A 15,217-nucleotide genomic window follows, 5' to 3' on the forward strand; every position below is an offset into this window, starting at 1 on the left:
GGCAAACGGTATTGACTCCTACAAGCCAGACCGTTTTTGAATCAAGGATGTTGAATCGAGGATAGTTCTTAGAGCCAAAAATTCAAAGGTTTTAGAGGGCAGGAGGAGTGGCGGCGACATCGAGCCAGCCTGCACTCAGCACTACCGTCAGGCCCATAAACAGCACGGTTAAGGTCCAAGTAACGCGGTTGAGAGTGGTTTCAGCGCTTTTGGTGCTGGTAAATAGCTGGGCCTGACCACCTAGGCCGCCCAAACCATCGCCCTTAGGGCTGTGCAGCAGCACCAGGGCCGTTAGACCCACAGCAGCAACCATCCAGATAACTTTCAAAATTGTGATAACTATCATCGCGTTTTTAAACTAACCTGCTCAAAATAATGGCCCAATCTTCACTATACCCCAAGCCTTCCAGCCATTCCAGCATCGCCTCAGGTAGGACTAGAGGGAGAGTTTAACCGGGGTACGGTTGTTGCGAATTTCTACATCGGCGGGGAGAAACATTGAGCGCCCGGTCATTTCTTGGGGCTGAGGCAGACCCAAAATTTGCAGAATGGTCGGGGCAATATCAGACAGCCGCCCGTCTTCGCGAAGATTAACGTCGCCACCGTAGGCAGGCACCTTGAGCTTCTCACCTTCAACCAGAATAAAGGGCACCGGGTTGGTGGTGTGGGCTGTCCAGGGCTTGTGGTTTTCGTCCCACATCAGCTCGGCGTTGCCGTGGTCAGCAATGATAATGGCGGTGCCCCCAGCTTTGCCAATACCGTCAATTAAGCGGCCTAGCTCGTGGTCAACGGCTTGAAGAGCCGTGATCGTGGACTCCATCTTGCCGGTGTGACCCACCATGTCGGGGTTGGCGTAGTTGATCACCACCAGCGAATAAATCCCTTTTTTGATGGCAGCTAGGGCGGTGTTGGTCACCGCCGCCGCCGACATGGCCGGAGCCTTATCGTAGGTCGCGACCATCGGGCTAGATACCAGCTCTCGGTCTTCGCCCTTTAGGGGTTCTTCCAGACCACCGTTAAAGAAGTAGGTGACATGGGCGTACTTTTCGGTTTCGGCGGTGCGAAACTGCTTAAGCCCATGGTTGGCTACTACTTCGCCCAAAATGTTGCTCAGGTTTTGAGGCTGAAAGGCCACCTTGACCGGCATCTCCGGGTCGTACTGGGTCATAGTGACAAAGCTTAGGGGTGCCACTAAATTCCGCTCAAAGCCCTTAAAGTTGGGATCAACTAGAGCCTGAGTTAGCTGGCGAGCGCGATCGGGGCGGAAGTTGAAGAAGATTACGCCGTCCTCTGGGGCGATCGCACCGGGAGCCAGCCGCACTGGCTCTACAAATTCATCGTTGATCTCCTGGTCATAGGATTCCAGCAGCGCTTCCATGGCGGTTTTGCCGCTGCCCTCGCCGGGGTCGGTCATCACTCGGTAGGCCTTCTCGACGCGATCCCAACGGTTGTCGCGATCCATGGCGTAGTAGCGGCCGCTGAGAGTGACCAAGCGGCCCAGGCCTAGCCGGTCAACGTAGTCCTGAATTTTTTGAACCGACACCCTACCTTCGGTGGGCTTTGTGTCGCGGCCATCGGTAATGACGTGAATGCAAACTTCATCAACGTCTTGGGCTTTGGCCATCTCTAGCAGGCCAAACAGGTGAGAGAGGTGAGAGTGCACGCCCCCCTCAGAGCACAGCCCCACTAGATGCAGCTTACTATTGCGGTAGCGCACCGCCTGACACACTTCTAGAAAAGCCTCGTTCTCTTGCAGGGTGCCGTCTTCTACGGCGTCAGAAATACGCACCAATTCTTGGGGCACAATGCGCCCTGCACCAATGTTGAGGTGACCAACTTCGGAATTGCCCATCTGACCGTCGGGCAGCCCCACATCCTTGCCTGATGTACGAATTAAAGTGCGGGGATAAGCGGCCCACAGACTATCCATAACCGGAGTCTTTGCGGCGGCGACAGCGTTACCGTCGGTATTTTCCCGATATCCCCAGCCGTCAAGAATGATTAAAACCATCGGCGGGACTGACGCTTGACTCATAGGTAAGAATCCTTGGGAGTTGGACTAACGTCTCAGCAATCATACTATCCAGAAATTTGGCCCCAATCTGAGCTGGGACGGAGCTGGAATAGCCGTTTAAAGACTCACTTACACGCGATCGCGCCAGGCAGATACATTTAGTTCGCTGCTGTGAGTGCGTAACCCACAGCACGAAAAGCTAGCAACTGTACTCTGAACCCAGCCTAAACGCGCTATACAGGCATGTGACCAGGTTAAAGCGCAATTTAAGAGAAATTTTTATAAACTGCATATTACTCTACATCGGCGTCATTTTGTAGCGCCTGCTTTGCGTTTGGCCTGCTGCTGCTGGCGCTTAGCGTCAGCCTTTGCCTTTTTCTCAGCCTCTAGGGCGGCTCGCTTTTCGGCCTCGGCCTCTTCTGCCACCTTGTCGAGGTAATAGTGGTAGTCACCCCGATATAGCCGCAACTCGCCATCGCGAATTTCGACAATTTTGGTAGCAACGCGGGAAATGAAGTAGCGATCGTGGGAGACGAGCAGCACCGTACCGTCGTAGTGCTGTAGGGCCTCCTCCAGCATCTCCTTGGCGGGGATGTCGAGGTGGTTGGTGGGCTCGTCGAGCATCATCAGGTTGGCGGGTCGCAGCAGCATTTTAGCCAGGGCCAGGCGAGCTTTTTCGCCGCCGCTGAGGGCTTTCACCTGTTTAAAGGCCATGTCGCCTGTGAACAGAAACCGCCCCAGCAGGGTGCGGACTTCTTCGTTGGTCCAGTCGGGCACTTCGTCGTGAATGGTGGCGATCACGGTTTTCTCTAGATCGAGAGCCTCAGCCTGGTTTTGCTCAAAGTAGCTGGGGATCACGTTGTGGTTGCCCACTTCGACCTGACCGTCGGTGGGAGTTTCTAGCCCGGCAATCAGGCGCAGCAGGGTCGATTTGCCCGAGCCGTTGTGGCCGAGGAAAGCGATGCGATCGCCTCGCTCAATCAACAGATTAGCCCCCAAAAACAGGATCTTCTCATCGTAGCTGTGGGTGAGATCAGCAACCGTCACTACTTCGCGCCCACTGCGGGGAGCCGGGGGAAAGCGAAAGTGCAGCGTGCGCACGCTGCCGGTGGGGGCCTCAATGCGCTCTACCTTATCCAGCTGCTTTTCGCGGCTTTTGGCCTGGGTGCTGCGAGTGGCGCTGGCCCGAAAGCGATCGACAAAGGCCTGCTGCTTGGCGATTTCCTTTTGCTGGCGCTCAAAGGTGCTGAGCTGAGCGGCCAGGCTTTCTTCTTTTTGGGTGAGGTAGGCGGTGTAGTTGCCCAGGTAGGTGGTGGAGACGCCGCGCTCGGTTTCAACAATCTGGGTGCAGAGGCGATCGAGAAATTCTCGGTCGTGGGAGACGATCACCATGGGAGTAGTGAGCTTTTTGAGGTAGCCCTCTAGCCACTCGATAGTGTCGAGGTCGAGGTGGTTAGTAGGCTCGTCGAGCAGCAGCACGTCGGGGGCTTGCAGCAAGATTTTGCCCAGGCCCATGCGCATCTGCCAGCCACCGCTAAACTCGCTGACGTAGCGATCGCCGTCGCTGGCCTCAAAACCCATTTCAGGCAAAATTTTCTCAATTTGCGACTCTAGCCCATAACCGCCCAGGGCATCAAAGCGCCGCTGCAGCTTGTCGAGTTCGTGGATCAGGCGATCGAGTTCAGTGGGATCGGCGGTCTCCATCAGCGTGGGGATGTGGTGCAGCTTTGACTGTACCTCGTTGGCCTCTTTAAATACCGTCCAAAATTCGTCGCGCACCGTGTGGCTGGGGTCAACCTCAAACTCCTGGGAGAGGTAGGCGATTTTGAGGTCGGCAGGGCGAATGATAGTGCCCGTGGTGGGCTCAATCTTGCCGGTGATAATTTTGAGCTGGGTCGATTTGCCGGCGCCGTTGACGCCGACGAGACCGATGCGATCGCCTGGCTTCACCTCCCAGTTCACGTCTTTGAGAACCTCCCCGGTGGGGTAAATCTTGCTGATGTGCTCTAAACGCAGCATGGGCGGCTCCAAAGGCGGGGAGTAAACGAATCTTTACCAAAGGTAACGAAAAATGGGGGCAGGTTGTTGACTCTTGCGCTATCTGGCTAATTCATCTCTGGGAGAAAAATCGATCCGCCGCTGCGCCCACAAAAAAGGACGCAGCTAGGCTACGTCCTCGTTAATTCACTAGTAAAACTTTAGCCTCAGGCATAACCTGAGAACTACTGACTACTTCTTCATGTCCTTAGCCATTTTGCGGAACATGTCGAGGCTGGTATCGACCTTGCGACGCTCGGAGCTAGCATCCTTCTTGACAGCAGGTTGAATAGAGATTTCAGACGGGGCAATCTTTTCCACAGACAGGCCCTGCTGCTCTTGCAGACGTTTAGCCTCTAGAGCAGAAATTTGCCGAACGCTTTCTTTTTCTACGGTTTCGCCGCGCTTTTTGGCAAAGGTGCGCCGCACGGTCTTAGACGAGCGCATGTACTCAATGTTGCCATAGCTCTTAGCGTCGTCCTCATTCAGAAAATAAGCCCCCCCGACCTGTTTGATGGTGGGTTGCTGGGGGGCGGGCTGCCGCCGCACGGGACGGTCTGACTCGCCGGGATTCTTAGCTTTGCCGCCAAACAACCCGCGAATAAATCCAGTCATGAAGCTCTCCTGCGTCTGTAAATAGTAGGGTCGAATGAACCAAGCCCGCAGGCAAAGCGCCCCTAATCAGGGCAGATGGCCAGACTAGACTTAGCTGAAGGTTTGTTAACTCCTATGTTAACTTTTGTTGGCAGCAAAGTTGGCAGCAAATTGGCCTAATCCTCGTTTTGTATCAGGTTGGGCGTTTATGAGAGCAGTTCATGGAGCAAGCCGCAGCGGCCAGCGATTTCTAGAGCATAGGAGCAGGGCCAAGGCGAAGAAATACTAGAGTGGGTAAGGATGTTTTACCCCCTTGCTATGGTCACTTCTCCGTCTTCGCCCTTTGCCGCCGCTGTGCCCGTCGATCGCATTCGCTACAACGACCAGGGGCTGGTGCCTGCCATTGTGCAAGACCACCTCGACGGCACCGTGCTGATGATGGCCTGGATGAACGCCGAATCGCTCCAGCGCACTCTAGATAGTGGCGAAACCTGGTTCTGGAGTCGATCGCGCCAAGAGTTTTGGCACAAGGGCGCAACCTCGGGCCATGTGCAAAAGGTGCAGGCCATCCGCTACGACTGCGACAGCGATGCCCTGCTGGTCACGGTAGAACAGTTAGGCGACATTGCCTGCCACACGGGCGAGCGTAGCTGCTTTCATCAAGTAGACGACCACAAAGTTGCCCCGCCCGCCGATACGCTGTCTCAGGTGTTTGAGGTAATCTGCGATCGCCGCGACCACCCCAACCCCGACTCCTACACCTGCAAGCTGCTGGCCGGAGGCGACAACAAAATTCTCAAAAAAATTGGCGAAGAAGCCGCTGAGGTCGTGATGGCCTGCAAGGATGATGACGCCGATGCGATCGCCGGGGAAGCCGCCGACCTGATGTACCACACCCTAGTTGCCCTAGCCCACCACGGGGTTGATATTAAGGACGTGTACCGCAAGCTCCAAGAGCGGAGACGGTAATGTGAGTGGATGAGTGGATGGGTAGGGAGACAGATAAAGATACTGTTTCAATCCCTCACCCATCCACCCCCCACTCCCTACCCATCCACTCCCTACACCAACGGCGTCTTCGACGGGATCCCCGGCAGGCGCGGAAACTTGTCTGGCGTGCGCTCTACTTTAGTGAGCACGACGTTGTGGCGCACGCCCTGGGTGATGGGCGTGATCTGCGATCGCACCTCCAATAGCTTGCCGCCCAGACGCGGCAGGATAGCTGTCAAGCCAGCTTCCTCTTCTGCCGACCACTGGCCTCGGTAAAGAATGGCTTGGCCGCCCAGGTTTAACAGAGGCAGGGCATACTCAGCGCAGGTGTTGACCGGGCCAACCGCCCGCAGCAGAGCCAGGTCATAGGATTCGCGGTGAATGGGCTGGTGGGCCACCTGCTCGGCTCGCTGGGGCAAAAAGCTGACGTTAGCGATCCCCAAAGTTTCGCAGACGGTTTCGAGGGCGACGAGCTTTTTGCGGGTGGCGTCGAGCAGGGCGATCGCCCAGTGGGGAAACACCAGCGCCACCGGCAGGCCGGGGAAGCCGCCCCCGGTGCCAACATCAACCACCTTGAGCGCGTCGGCACTGGCTCCCTCGCTCAGCCACGGGGCCACACCCTGAAGCGAATCCCACAGGTGCTTTTCCCAAAAATCCTCAGGGGTGGTGATGCGGGTTAGATTGACCTGCTGGTTGGCTGCCAAAATGGCGTCGTAGAGCAGCTGAAAACTCTGCTGCTGGCGATCGCTAGGCTGCCAGTGCAAAGTACTCTGCCAGCGATCGCCGTAGGAAGGTAGCATGTCCATAAAATTCTAAAGTGCCTATCCGGCGGTGGTCGAAAGGGTTGTTGTCGGCACCGGAGCCAGACGGCCATGATCGAGATGCCAGCAGCGATCGGCCAGCTGAGCCAGTTCGTCGGCATCGTGAGACACCACCAGCAGTGTCCAATTCTGCTTGAGCTGCTTGAGCAGCGCAATGATCTGCTGACGCATCGACCAGTCTAATCCGGCGGTGGGTTCATCCAGCAGCAGTAGGTAGGGCTTGCGAATGAGTTGTACCGCTAGAGCCAGGCGCCGCTGCTGCCCGCCGCTGAGGGCGTGGGGCGCCGCCTTGAGGGAGAGCTGCTCTAGCCCTACCGCCCGCAGCGCTTGCTCAATCTGGTCACGGGCCATTTCTGGATGGCCCAGACGCAGTTCTTCCAGCAGGCTGTGCCCGCAAAAGTGGCGTTCAGGAAACTGAAACACCAGCCCCGCCAGCTGCCGCAGCGACTCAGGGTCGAGGTCTTGCTGCCGCCACTGAATCGTGCCCTGGGTGGGTTGAGCAAACCCTGCCATCAGCTCTAGCAGCGTACTCTTGCCCGACCCGCTCGGTCCGTAGATCAACCCTAGCTGCTGGGGCGCTAGCTCGAGGGAAATATCCTGCAAGATGGCCTTAGGGCTGGCCGGGGGATGATAGGTCAGTTGGCGAAGATAGAGCATTCCACCCGCACAATACAACAGAAGACAACACGACTAAATTCTGCGAAAACCAGTACAGCCACCATGACCGACAGCCGATACCTTTTCCAGTGTGCCCTACTAGGTTGCCATTGGTAGAGAGCCGAGGCCGATTTGACGAGAGCTAGGCCAGTGTAGCTTCTGTAACATTACCGCTGCAAACTCCTAGGTAATTCGCCACAATTGGGCCATCAGGTATCACGATGGCTGATTGAGCAGGCATCTCTCCCTCCAAGTCATACTGTTCCGTTTTGATGTTCAGGTCGTAAGGGGTAATTTATTCATGGTTTTTCACGTTCGCCTGGCTCCACCTCGATTGAGTTCGCGCCTCAAAGCACTGTCTGCTGGTGCTCTCACCACAGCCTTTTTAGCGCTTACTCCCCTGTCGGCCCATGCTGGAGATCCGTTCCGCCCCAACGATCCTCACGAAATTGGCGACAAGACTGAGGCCGTTTTTAACGCGCTCTTCTACGAAGGCAACTACACCGCAGCCCAGTCACTAGTTGGGCAGGCGATCGCAGCTGAGCCCGACGAGCCTATGAACTACGCCGTTGCGGCAGCGCTTGGCTACCTCAACAAAGATTTAGACAAGCTGGCCGAACAGGCCCGCCTCACCCAGCAAACTGCCACTGCTCTCAAAGAAACAGACCCCCTGCGTGGCCACCTCTACACCGCTGTGGGCATTTTCATGGAAGGTGCCCATGTTCTGCAAACCCAGGGGATCGCTCGAGGCACTCCCTCGACCCTGCGCCTGCTGCAGCGGGTCTTTAGCGAGCTGGCAGCCGCGGAGCGCATCGACGCCAACGACCCAGAACTCAGCCTGCTCAAAGGCTTTATGGATTTGCTGCTAGCGGTCAATCTGCCCTTTGCCAACCCTGATCAGGCGATCGCCCGGCTACAAAACGGCAGCCCTGCCTATCTGGCCCACCGGGGTGTTGCCATTGGCATGCGTGACCTAGGGCGCTATGACGAAGCCCTAGCCGAGGTCGACAAGGCGCTAACGGCCGCCCCCAACAATCCTGATTTGATTTATCTCAAAGCACAGATTCTATTTCTGCAGCAGAAGTATGACGCCAGTCTGCCCCTATACCAATCAGCGCTGACCTACGCTGACCAGCTGCCAGCCTCGACGGTGCAGCAAATTACTCTTGAGGCCTGCCAGGCTGAGGGAATCGCTGGGGAGGTCTGCGTCGAGCGATCGCGCAATCTCGAACCCTAGCCTCCACAAGTTCAGGTAAGTTAAGCCCTATGCTGAGTAATGCAGTATGGGGCTTAACTATGCAGGTTGAATTTCGCGAGTGCGACTTCTTTAACCTTTGGATCTGGCTCAAATTTGAAACCGTGCCCTCCTCCATGGAGCAGCAGTACATCGACGAAGTCTTTTCGTCGTGGTTTTTTTTGGGGAAGCTGGGGGGCTTTAATGCCGAAAACCTTCAAGTGCAGGATACGGGCCTCGATATCAGCTATCTTCCCTACAATGAAGAGCAGCTGAGCAACAGCATGCTCTCGGTGATGCACAACATGGGTGAAGTCGAGTACGAAGGGCTTTGGGCCCGCTGCTGGCTCGATCTGGGCACCAGCGATGCCCTGGCCATCGACGTTTTAATCAACACCCTAGAGCAGTTTAGCCGTGAGTATGTGGTCATTGAGACCTGCTACATCGGGGGCGAAAACGCCGACTGGCCAATTCCAGGCAGTGGGCAGCCCGAGTTTGTTGACGAAGACGCCTAGCCTGTCCCGCTGACATTAGCAGCACCTAAGAAAACATAAAGAGGGGATGCCTGATGGCATCCCCTCTTTGTGTAAGACTACAGCTGCGATTCGCGCAGGGTAAAGCCTATGGCATCCCAGAAACGGGAACCGACTCGGAACGAGTATCCGTTCCGGAATCGCTTAGTCTAGCGGCTAGCGAAACATGCTGCTGACAGAGCTTTCTTCGTGAATGCGCCAGATAGCTTCACCCAGCAGATTTGCCATCGACAGCACTGTCAACTGCGGAAACTGCCGCGCGGCCGTCATCGGGATCGTATTAGTGACAATCACTTCTTCAAATAGACCCGCTGATAGGCGCTCCACCGCCGGGGGAGAAAACACCGCGTGGGTGGCGCAGGCATAAACCTGGCGAGCCCCTTCCTGTTTGAGTAGGCGAGCTCCCTCACAGATCGTGCCAGCGGTGTCGATCATGTCATCGACCAGCACGGCAGTTTTGCCCCGCACGTCGCCCACCACGTTCATCACTTCTGCCACGTTGTGGGCCTGGCGACGCTTGTCAATGATGGCTAGAGGGGCATCGTTAAGCTTTTTGGCAAAGGCGCGAGCGCGGGCTACCCCGCCCACGTCGGGGGAGACCACCACCAGGTCTTCCAGCTTTTTGCTGGAAATATAGTCAATCAATACCGGGGTGCCGTAGACATGGTCGCAGGGAATGTCGAAGTAGCCCTGAATTTGGGCGGAGTGTAGATCGATCGCCAAGATGCGACTGGCTCCGGCCTTGGTCATCAGGTTGGCCACAAGTTTGGCGGTGATTGACTCGCGCCCAGCTGTTTTGCGATCGGCACGGGCATAGCCATAGTAAGGAATCACCGCGGTGATCTGCCGCGCCGAAGCCCGTCGACAGGCGTCGATCATGATCAGCAGCTCCATCAGGTGATCGTTCACCGGATAGCAGGTGGGCTGAATCAGGTATACGTCACAGCCGCGAATCGACTCTTGAATTTGAATGTAAACCTCACCATCGGCAAAGCGCTTACGCACCATAGGGCCGAGGTCTAGCCCTAGGTAGCGAGCCACTTCGCGCGCTAGGTCAACGTTGGCCGAGCCGGAAAAAAGTTTGAGGCGGTTGTTATCTCCGAAGTGCGACAGCGACGGAGTTTGCATCGGCAAAGTGGCGGAACGGATCACATCAGGCCCTCTGAGCATGTTCACCTAGGAAATCGTAGCATTCCAGTCTAAAAAGCTTCTGAGCAATTATCCTTAAAATGCTGTTGTGCCATGCCGCTTGGGCATGCCCTGAGGCCAGCGTTCCCCCGTAGGGCAAACCGCTATCCTGAAGCGCATGGCACTCAAATATCTTAATGAGTGATGGCATTTTGTCAGGGGATTCACCACATTGCGATCATCTGTAGCAATTACGCTCAGTCTAAGCAGTTTTACACCCAGGTGCTGGGCTGCGCTGTGGTACAAGAGACCTATCGAGCCGAGCGCCAGTCCTACAAGCTTGATCTGCGCCTAGCCGATGGAATTCAGATTGAGCTATTTTCTTTTCCCCACCCACCGCCTCGTCCATCACAGCCAGAAGCCCGAGGCCTAAGGCATTTAGCTTTAGTTGTTGAGGATCTGGAGGCGGCTATTCAGCACCTTCACGCTTGTCAGGTGACGACAGAAGAGATTCGGCTAGATGAATTAACGGGCAAACGCTTTGTCTTTTTTCAAGACCCTGACCAACTGCCCATCGAGTTGTACGAGCGCTAGTTAAAACTCATCGGTTAGCCACTCGGAGGCGCGTTCTCCTAAGGGTAGGGGAATGCTGACAGCTTTGCCTAGCCGGGGGCGATCGCGGGTTTCAGCGATCTGCTGCTGCACGTATTCCACCTGTCCCCACTCGTATAGATAGAGCATGACCTGATTGAGGTGGGCCAAGTACTCCTCTTCACTGAGAGGAAACGATACCTGCTCTAGGTATCGCCACATCACCTGGAGAAATATTTTGCCCTGGGTACGCCGAAACTGAATGTCAAAGGAGTAACCCCATTTGTCTATTAACAGCGCTTGTAAATCTGCCCCTGTCACGCCCCTACCTCTGCTCTAGCTATCGTTGCCGTATATACATTTCTTTACGATACGCCCTAGTGGTCAACCTCCCTTGCGCCGAAGCTTCACTTGCCAAAAATGGGCGATTGATGGAAATAAACAGGATTTTTCAAATTTTGAAGCTCTTTTTGACTTCCAAGGGTGTCTTTCTCTCCCTTTCTCTCGTCTATACCCGCTTTTTCTGGGATTTTGGGATTATGACTATGCGATCGCTCCCATCCTTTTACTTTCGGCAGGGATTTTCTGAGAACAGCAAGGTGCAATAATACGATTGGTAAAGCTAAAGGCGTGGTCAGCGACATCGGGACTGCTCCACATTGGTGCCCCGTAAAGGGTTTGCCGGGCTAGCGTAACGGGTCATGCATCCGCTTGCTGATCCCCGCTCAGCTACCGCCGTTGATAGCTGTTATTCATTTGAAACAGGTATACCAGTCTGGATTATGACTCAAGTTTCTGGAACCTCCGATGTCCCTGATTTGGGGCGCCGCCAATTTATGAACCTGCTGCTGCTGGGGGCCGCCTCTGGGTCCGTCGGGGGCATGCTCTATCCCGTTATTAAATACTTCATTCCCCCCTCTAGTGGTGGCGGCGGTGGTGGGGTAACCGCCAAAAACGAGCTAGGCAACGACGTGATTGCTAGCCAGTTTGTAGCGAGCCACAACCCCGGCGATCGCGTCCTGGTGCAGGGCCTCAAGGGCGATCCCACCTACCTAGTGATTCAGGAAAGTGGTTCCCTAGAGAGCTACGGCATCAGCTCTATCTGCACCCACCTGGGCTGTGTAGTACCCTGGAACGCCAGCGAAAACAAGTTCATGTGTCCGTGCCACGGCTCTCAGTACGATGCCACAGGCAAGGTCGTACGAGGCCCAGCACCGCTGTCTTTGGCTTTGGCTCACGCCGACGTCACTGACGACGACAAAGTTACCCTCAGCAATTGGACTGAAACCGACTTTCGCACTGGTGACTCGCCCTGGTGGGCCTAGACGAGCCTGTGCTTTGGCCAACTGCAGCGCCATACCCCGTTGACATCACCCCAGTTGACATAACTTTTGAACGCATGAATAGACTCACTTCGTTAATCAACGGCCTGCGCCCCCTCGCCATTACCTGCGCCGCCGTTCTGACGGTGTTTGCAGGCTGGCTGGCGGCTCCTCAGACCGCCGAGGCGTATCCCTTCTGGGCCCAAGAAAACTACGCTGTCCCCCGCGAGGCCACCGGCCGGATTGTGTGCGCCAACTGCCACCTGGCGGCCAAGCCCACCAAGGTAGAAGTGCCCCAGGCCGTTCTGCCCGATTCCGTATTTAAGCTCAAGGTTGAAATTCCCTACGACCTCAGCACTCAGCAGGTATTGGGCGACGGTAGCCGCGGCGGCCTCAACGTCGGTGCTGTGGTGGTTCTCCCTGAGGGCTTCAAAATTGCTCCCGCCGATCGCATCTCTGAGGAGCTCAAGGAAGAAGTCGGCAATACCTACTTCCTGCCTTATAGCGACACCCAGGAAAACATTGTTCTGGTCGGCCCGCTACCCGGCGAACAGTACCAGGAAATTGTATTTCCCGTGCTGGCCCCCGACCCCGGTCAAGACAAGTCGGTTGCCTTTGGCAAGTATCAAATTCACGTCGGCGGCAACCGCGGTCGTGGCCAGGTCTACCCCACCGGTCAGGCCAGCAATAACACCGTTTATAACGCTACCTTGACCGGCACCGTCACAGACGTTGAGCCCCAGGCTGCTGGTGGCTACCAAGTCACTATTGAGGCAGACGCAGGCAACACCGTGACCGAGACCATTCCCGCTGGTCCTGAGCTACTCGTGGCTGAGGGTGACGTAGTGGAAGCCGGCAAGCCCCTGACCACCAACCCCAACGTGGGCGGCTTTGGCCAGATGGATGCCGAGATTGTGCTGCAAAGCCCCAACCGCATCAAAGGTCTAGTGGCCTTCTTGGCGGCGGTTATGCTCACCCAGATCATGCTGGTGCTGAAGAAGAAGCAGGTCGAGAAGGTTCAGGCTGCTGGCATGACCATGTAGGCCATTTACAGCCTGGTTGGCAAACTTCATCGAATTTCTCGACGATAGGGAAAAGGGACGTCAGTTGGCGTCCCTTTTTTACGGCCTGAATTTAGATGGGTAGCTGTCGTCAGGAGTCTGTTGGATGAGCTACAATTGTTAAGTATTTTTTCATATTCGAAACTTGTCTTGAGCTTCCTTACGTTTGGCGCTCTGGGGTAGTTTCGTCGCCCGCTTATTGTCGCCAAGGTTTTACACAGTTATGACGCTTCCCATTCGCAACGTTGCAATTATTGCCCACGTTGACCACGGCAAAACCACTCTGGTAGATGCCCTGCTAAGGCAGTCTGGCATTTTTCGTGAAGGGGAAGCCGTACCTGACTGCGTGATGGACTCCAACGACCTAGAGCGCGAGCGGGGCATTACCATTCTCTCCAAGAATACCGCCGTTCACTACGGTGAGACGTTGATCAACATCATCGACACCCCTGGCCACGCCGACTTTGGTGGCGAGGTGGAGCGGGTGCTGGGCATGGTTGACGGCTGCATTCTGATCGTGGATGCCAACGAAGGCCCCATGCCCCAGACTCGGTTTGTGCTGAAGAAAGCACTTGAGAAAGGACTGCGCCCCATTGTTGTAGTCAATAAGATTGACCGACCCCAGGCCGATCCCCACGGTTCGGTTGATAAGGTGCTGGATCTATTTATTGAGCTAGGGGCCGACGACGATCAGTGTGAGTTTCCCTACCTGTTTGCCTCAGGGATATCGGGCTACGCCAAGACCAAGATTGAAGACGAAGGCATCGACATGAAGCCGATGTTTGAGGCCATTCTCGACCATGTGCCGCCTCCGATTGGCGATCCTGAAAAGCCCCTGCAAATTCAGGTAACGACCCTCGACTACTCCGAGTACCTGGGCCGCATTGTGATTGGCAAAATCCACAATGGGGTGATCAACGCGGGTCAGCAAGCTGCCCTAGTCAAGGAAGACGGCAGCATGGTGAAGTCTAAAATCTCTAAGCTGCTAGGTTTTGATGGCCTACGGCGCATTGAGATCGAAACCGCCTCAGCGGGCCACATTGTGGCGGTAGCGGGCTTTGCCGATGCCAATATCGGCGAGACCATTACCTGCCCCACCAACCCCCAGGCACTGCCGCTGATCAAGGTAGACGAGCCGACCCTACAGATGACCTTTGTGGTCAACGACTCACCCTTTGCGGGTCAGGAGGGCACCTTTGTCACCTCCCGACAGCTGCGCGATCGCCTCATGCGTGAGCTTGAGACTAACGTGGCGCTGCGAGTCGAGCCAACCGACTCTCCCGATCGCTTTTCAGTATCGGGCCGGGGTGAGCTGCACTTGGGCATTTTGATTGAGACCATGCGCCGCGAGGGGTATGAGTTTCAGGTGACCCAGCCTCAGGTAATCTACCGCGAAGTCAACGGTCAGCCCTGCGAACCCTACGAACTCCTGGTGCTCGATGTGCCAGAAGAGGGTGTAGGCGGCTGCATGGAGCGCATTGGCCAGCGTCGGGGTGAGCTGCAAGATATGCGGGTGATGGGCGATGGCCGTGCCACGCTGGAGTTTGTGATTCCAGCGCGGGGCCTAATTGGCTTCCGCGGTGAGTTCATGCGTCTGACTCGCGGTGCAGGTATTATGAACCACAGCTTCTCAGACTATCGCCCTCTCTGTGGTGAGATCGAGGCGCGCCGCAACGGGGTGCTGATTGCCTTTGAAGAAGGGGTAGCCACCTTCTATGCTCTCAAGAATGCTGAGGACCGCGGGATATTCTTTATCACCCCTGGTACCAAGGTTTACAAGGGTATGATTGTCGGCGAACACAACCGCAACCAGGATCTCGACCTCAACATCTGCAAGAGCAAGCAGCTCACCAACCACCGAGCCGCTGGCGGCGACGAACTAGTACAGCTGCAAACCCCTGTAGATATGAGCCTGGAGCGTGCTCTTGAGTACATTGGCCCAGACGAACTGGTGGAAATCACGCCTGAGTCTATCCGGCTGCGCAAGCTGTCTAAGAAGCTGGCCAAGCGCTAAGTCGATGGTATGACAGCTCGCCATAGAGCTGCTCAAAAGCTAAGAGGTCTGGACGAATACCTCAGCCCAGCTGAAGTATTTGCTTAGCCTTACCAAAAGCGTCTACATCTCGCCTGCCCTTTTTAGCAGAGCGCTAGGATGTAGACGCTTTTGGTTTGTAAAAACGCTGGGCTGTCGAAGTGGCTGGGTACGCTGAAACGTAACGACAGCGGCACGCTATA

At 55.8% G+C, this 15,217-nt stretch carries 16 protein-coding genes; 7 read left to right on the top strand and 9 right to left on the bottom strand.

Annotated features, from left to right (window positions below; all coding sequences use genetic code 11):
• Positions 1-91 precede the first annotated feature (91 nt).
• The 4 genes from secG to NC979_RS15200 form a co-directional block, all read right to left on the bottom strand.
• Entirely contained in the window at positions 92-346 is a 255-nt protein-coding gene (secG, locus tag NC979_RS15185) for a preprotein translocase subunit SecG (RefSeq protein WP_190515466.1), read from the bottom strand.
• Between the two features lie 90 nt (positions 347-436).
• Positions 437-2,035 carry a 2,3-bisphosphoglycerate-independent phosphoglycerate mutase gene (gpmI, locus tag NC979_RS15190; protein WP_190515469.1) on the bottom strand — a complete coding sequence of 533 codons (1,599 nt, stop codon included), beginning with the start codon at positions 2,033-2,035 and terminating at the stop codon, positions 437-439.
• 288 nt (positions 2,036-2,323) lie between these two features.
• Entirely contained in the window at positions 2,324-4,033 is a 1,710-nt protein-coding gene (locus NC979_RS15195) for an ABC-F family ATP-binding cassette domain-containing protein (protein WP_190515471.1), read from the bottom strand.
• A 210-nt stretch (positions 4,034-4,243) separates the two neighbouring features.
• Complete coding sequence (locus tag NC979_RS15200; protein WP_190515473.1) at positions 4,244-4,666, bottom strand: hypothetical protein; 423 nt, start codon at positions 4,664-4,666, stop codon at positions 4,244-4,246.
• 297 nt (positions 4,667-4,963) lie between these two features.
• On the opposite strand from NC979_RS15200, the gene hisIE reads away from it, so the two are divergent.
• Positions 4,964-5,614 (top strand): bifunctional phosphoribosyl-AMP cyclohydrolase/phosphoribosyl-ATP diphosphatase HisIE, encoded by a 651-nt coding sequence (hisIE, locus tag NC979_RS15205; RefSeq protein WP_190515475.1) that lies wholly within the window; start codon positions 4,964-4,966, stop codon positions 5,612-5,614.
• Between the two features lie 92 nt (positions 5,615-5,706).
• Here the strand turns inward: hisIE and rsmG are convergent, their stop codons facing one another.
• Both rsmG and NC979_RS15215 read right to left on the bottom strand, forming a co-directional pair.
• Positions 5,707-6,441 carry a 16S rRNA (guanine(527)-N(7))-methyltransferase RsmG gene (gene rsmG / locus NC979_RS15210; protein WP_190515478.1) on the bottom strand — a complete coding sequence of 245 codons (735 nt, stop codon included), beginning with the start codon at positions 6,439-6,441 and terminating at the stop codon, positions 5,707-5,709.
• Positions 6,442-6,456: 15 nt separating this feature from the next.
• A complete protein-coding gene (locus NC979_RS15215) occupies positions 6,457-7,113 on the bottom strand; it encodes an ABC transporter ATP-binding protein (RefSeq protein WP_190515480.1) in 657 nt (218 codons plus the stop codon).
• Positions 7,114-7,414: 301 nt separating this feature from the next.
• On the opposite strand from NC979_RS15215, the gene NC979_RS15220 reads away from it, so the two are divergent.
• Positions 7,415-8,350, top strand: coding sequence for a Sll0314/Alr1548 family TPR repeat-containing protein (locus NC979_RS15220; RefSeq protein ID WP_242023865.1), 936 nt, complete (start codon positions 7,415-7,417; stop codon positions 8,348-8,350).
• A 59-nt stretch (positions 8,351-8,409) separates the two neighbouring features.
• On the top strand, positions 8,410-8,862 hold the full coding sequence (locus tag NC979_RS15225) for a DUF3531 family protein (protein WP_073607252.1): 453 nt from the start codon (positions 8,410-8,412) through the stop codon (positions 8,860-8,862).
• Between the two features lie 174 nt (positions 8,863-9,036).
• On the opposite strand, the gene NC979_RS15230 is transcribed toward NC979_RS15225, so the two are convergent.
• Positions 9,037-10,008 carry a ribose-phosphate pyrophosphokinase gene (locus NC979_RS15230; RefSeq protein ID WP_190515483.1) on the bottom strand — a complete coding sequence of 324 codons (972 nt, stop codon included), beginning with the start codon at positions 10,006-10,008 and terminating at the stop codon, positions 9,037-9,039.
• A 204-nt stretch (positions 10,009-10,212) separates the two neighbouring features.
• Between NC979_RS15230 and gloA2 the strand changes: the two genes are divergently transcribed.
• Positions 10,213-10,602, top strand: a complete 390-nt coding sequence (gene gloA2 / locus NC979_RS15235) for an SMU1112c/YaeR family gloxylase I-like metalloprotein (protein WP_190515486.1) — start codon at positions 10,213-10,215, stop codon at positions 10,600-10,602.
• Here the strand turns inward: gloA2 and NC979_RS15240 are convergent, their stop codons facing one another.
• The gene (locus NC979_RS15240) at positions 10,603-10,920 is read right to left on the bottom strand and encodes a DUF3067 family protein (protein ID WP_190515489.1); all 318 of its coding nucleotides are present in this window, start codon (positions 10,918-10,920) and stop codon (positions 10,603-10,605) included.
• Positions 10,921-11,006: 86 nt separating this feature from the next.
• The gene (locus tag NC979_RS15245; protein WP_190515491.1) at positions 11,007-11,243 is read right to left on the bottom strand and encodes a hypothetical protein; all 237 of its coding nucleotides are present in this window, start codon (positions 11,241-11,243) and stop codon (positions 11,007-11,009) included.
• A gap of 138 nt (positions 11,244-11,381) precedes the next feature.
• On the opposite strand from NC979_RS15245, the gene petC reads away from it, so the two are divergent.
• The 3 genes from petC (at position 11,382) to typA (ending at position 14,996) form a co-directional block, all read left to right on the top strand.
• Positions 11,382-11,924 (top strand): cytochrome b6-f complex iron-sulfur subunit, encoded by a 543-nt coding sequence (gene petC / locus NC979_RS15250; protein ID WP_190515493.1) that lies wholly within the window; start codon positions 11,382-11,384, stop codon positions 11,922-11,924.
• Positions 11,925-11,998: 74 nt separating this feature from the next.
• Positions 11,999-12,964, top strand: coding sequence for a cytochrome f (gene petA / locus NC979_RS15255; RefSeq protein ID WP_190515495.1), 966 nt, complete (start codon positions 11,999-12,001; stop codon positions 12,962-12,964).
• A gap of 241 nt (positions 12,965-13,205) precedes the next feature.
• Positions 13,206-14,996 (top strand): translational GTPase TypA, encoded by a 1,791-nt coding sequence (typA, locus tag NC979_RS15260; RefSeq protein WP_190515498.1) that lies wholly within the window; start codon positions 13,206-13,208, stop codon positions 14,994-14,996.
• Positions 14,997-15,217: the final 221 nt, after the last annotated feature.

The organism is Leptolyngbya subtilissima AS-A7, from assembly GCF_039962255.1.
Classification (GTDB): Bacteria; Cyanobacteriota; Cyanobacteriia; order Phormidesmidales; family Phormidesmidaceae; genus Nodosilinea.

What these genes read in the sequence shown, in the direction of transcription:
- typA (WP_190515498.1), top strand. Translation starts at nt 13,206, where the DNA reads ATGACGCTTCCCATTCGCAACGTTGCAATTATTGCCCACGTTGACCAC.
- NC979_RS15220 (WP_242023865.1), top strand. Translation starts at nt 7,415, where the DNA reads ATGGTTTTTCACGTTCGCCTGGCTCCACCTCGATTGAGTTCGCGCCTC.
- hisIE (WP_190515475.1), top strand. Translation starts at nt 4,964, where the DNA reads ATGGTCACTTCTCCGTCTTCGCCCTTTGCCGCCGCTGTGCCCGTCGAT.
- NC979_RS15215 (WP_190515480.1), bottom strand. Translation starts at nt 7,113, where the DNA reads ATGCTCTATCTTCGCCAACTGACCTATCATCCCCCGGCCAGCCCTAAG.
- petA (WP_190515495.1), top strand. Translation starts at nt 11,999, where the DNA reads ATGAATAGACTCACTTCGTTAATCAACGGCCTGCGCCCCCTCGCCATT.
- petC (WP_190515493.1), top strand. Translation starts at nt 11,382, where the DNA reads ATGACTCAAGTTTCTGGAACCTCCGATGTCCCTGATTTGGGGCGCCGC.
- NC979_RS15195 (WP_190515471.1), bottom strand. Translation starts at nt 4,033, where the DNA reads ATGCTGCGTTTAGAGCACATCAGCAAGATTTACCCCACCGGGGAGGTT.
- gpmI (WP_190515469.1), bottom strand. Translation starts at nt 2,035, where the DNA reads ATGAGTCAAGCGTCAGTCCCGCCGATGGTTTTAATCATTCTTGACGGC.
- NC979_RS15245 (WP_190515491.1), bottom strand. Translation starts at nt 11,243, where the DNA reads ATGTCGCTGACCACGCCTTTAGCTTTACCAATCGTATTATTGCACCTT.
- gloA2 (WP_190515486.1), top strand. Translation starts at nt 10,213, where the DNA reads ATGGCATTTTGTCAGGGGATTCACCACATTGCGATCATCTGTAGCAAT.
- rsmG (WP_190515478.1), bottom strand. Translation starts at nt 6,441, where the DNA reads ATGGACATGCTACCTTCCTACGGCGATCGCTGGCAGAGTACTTTGCAC.
- NC979_RS15225 (WP_073607252.1), top strand. Translation starts at nt 8,410, where the DNA reads ATGCAGGTTGAATTTCGCGAGTGCGACTTCTTTAACCTTTGGATCTGG.
- NC979_RS15230 (WP_190515483.1), bottom strand. Translation starts at nt 10,008, where the DNA reads ATGCAAACTCCGTCGCTGTCGCACTTCGGAGATAACAACCGCCTCAAA.
- NC979_RS15200 (WP_190515473.1), bottom strand. Translation starts at nt 4,666, where the DNA reads ATGACTGGATTTATTCGCGGGTTGTTTGGCGGCAAAGCTAAGAATCCC.
- secG (WP_190515466.1), bottom strand. Translation starts at nt 346, where the DNA reads ATGATAGTTATCACAATTTTGAAAGTTATCTGGATGGTTGCTGCTGTG.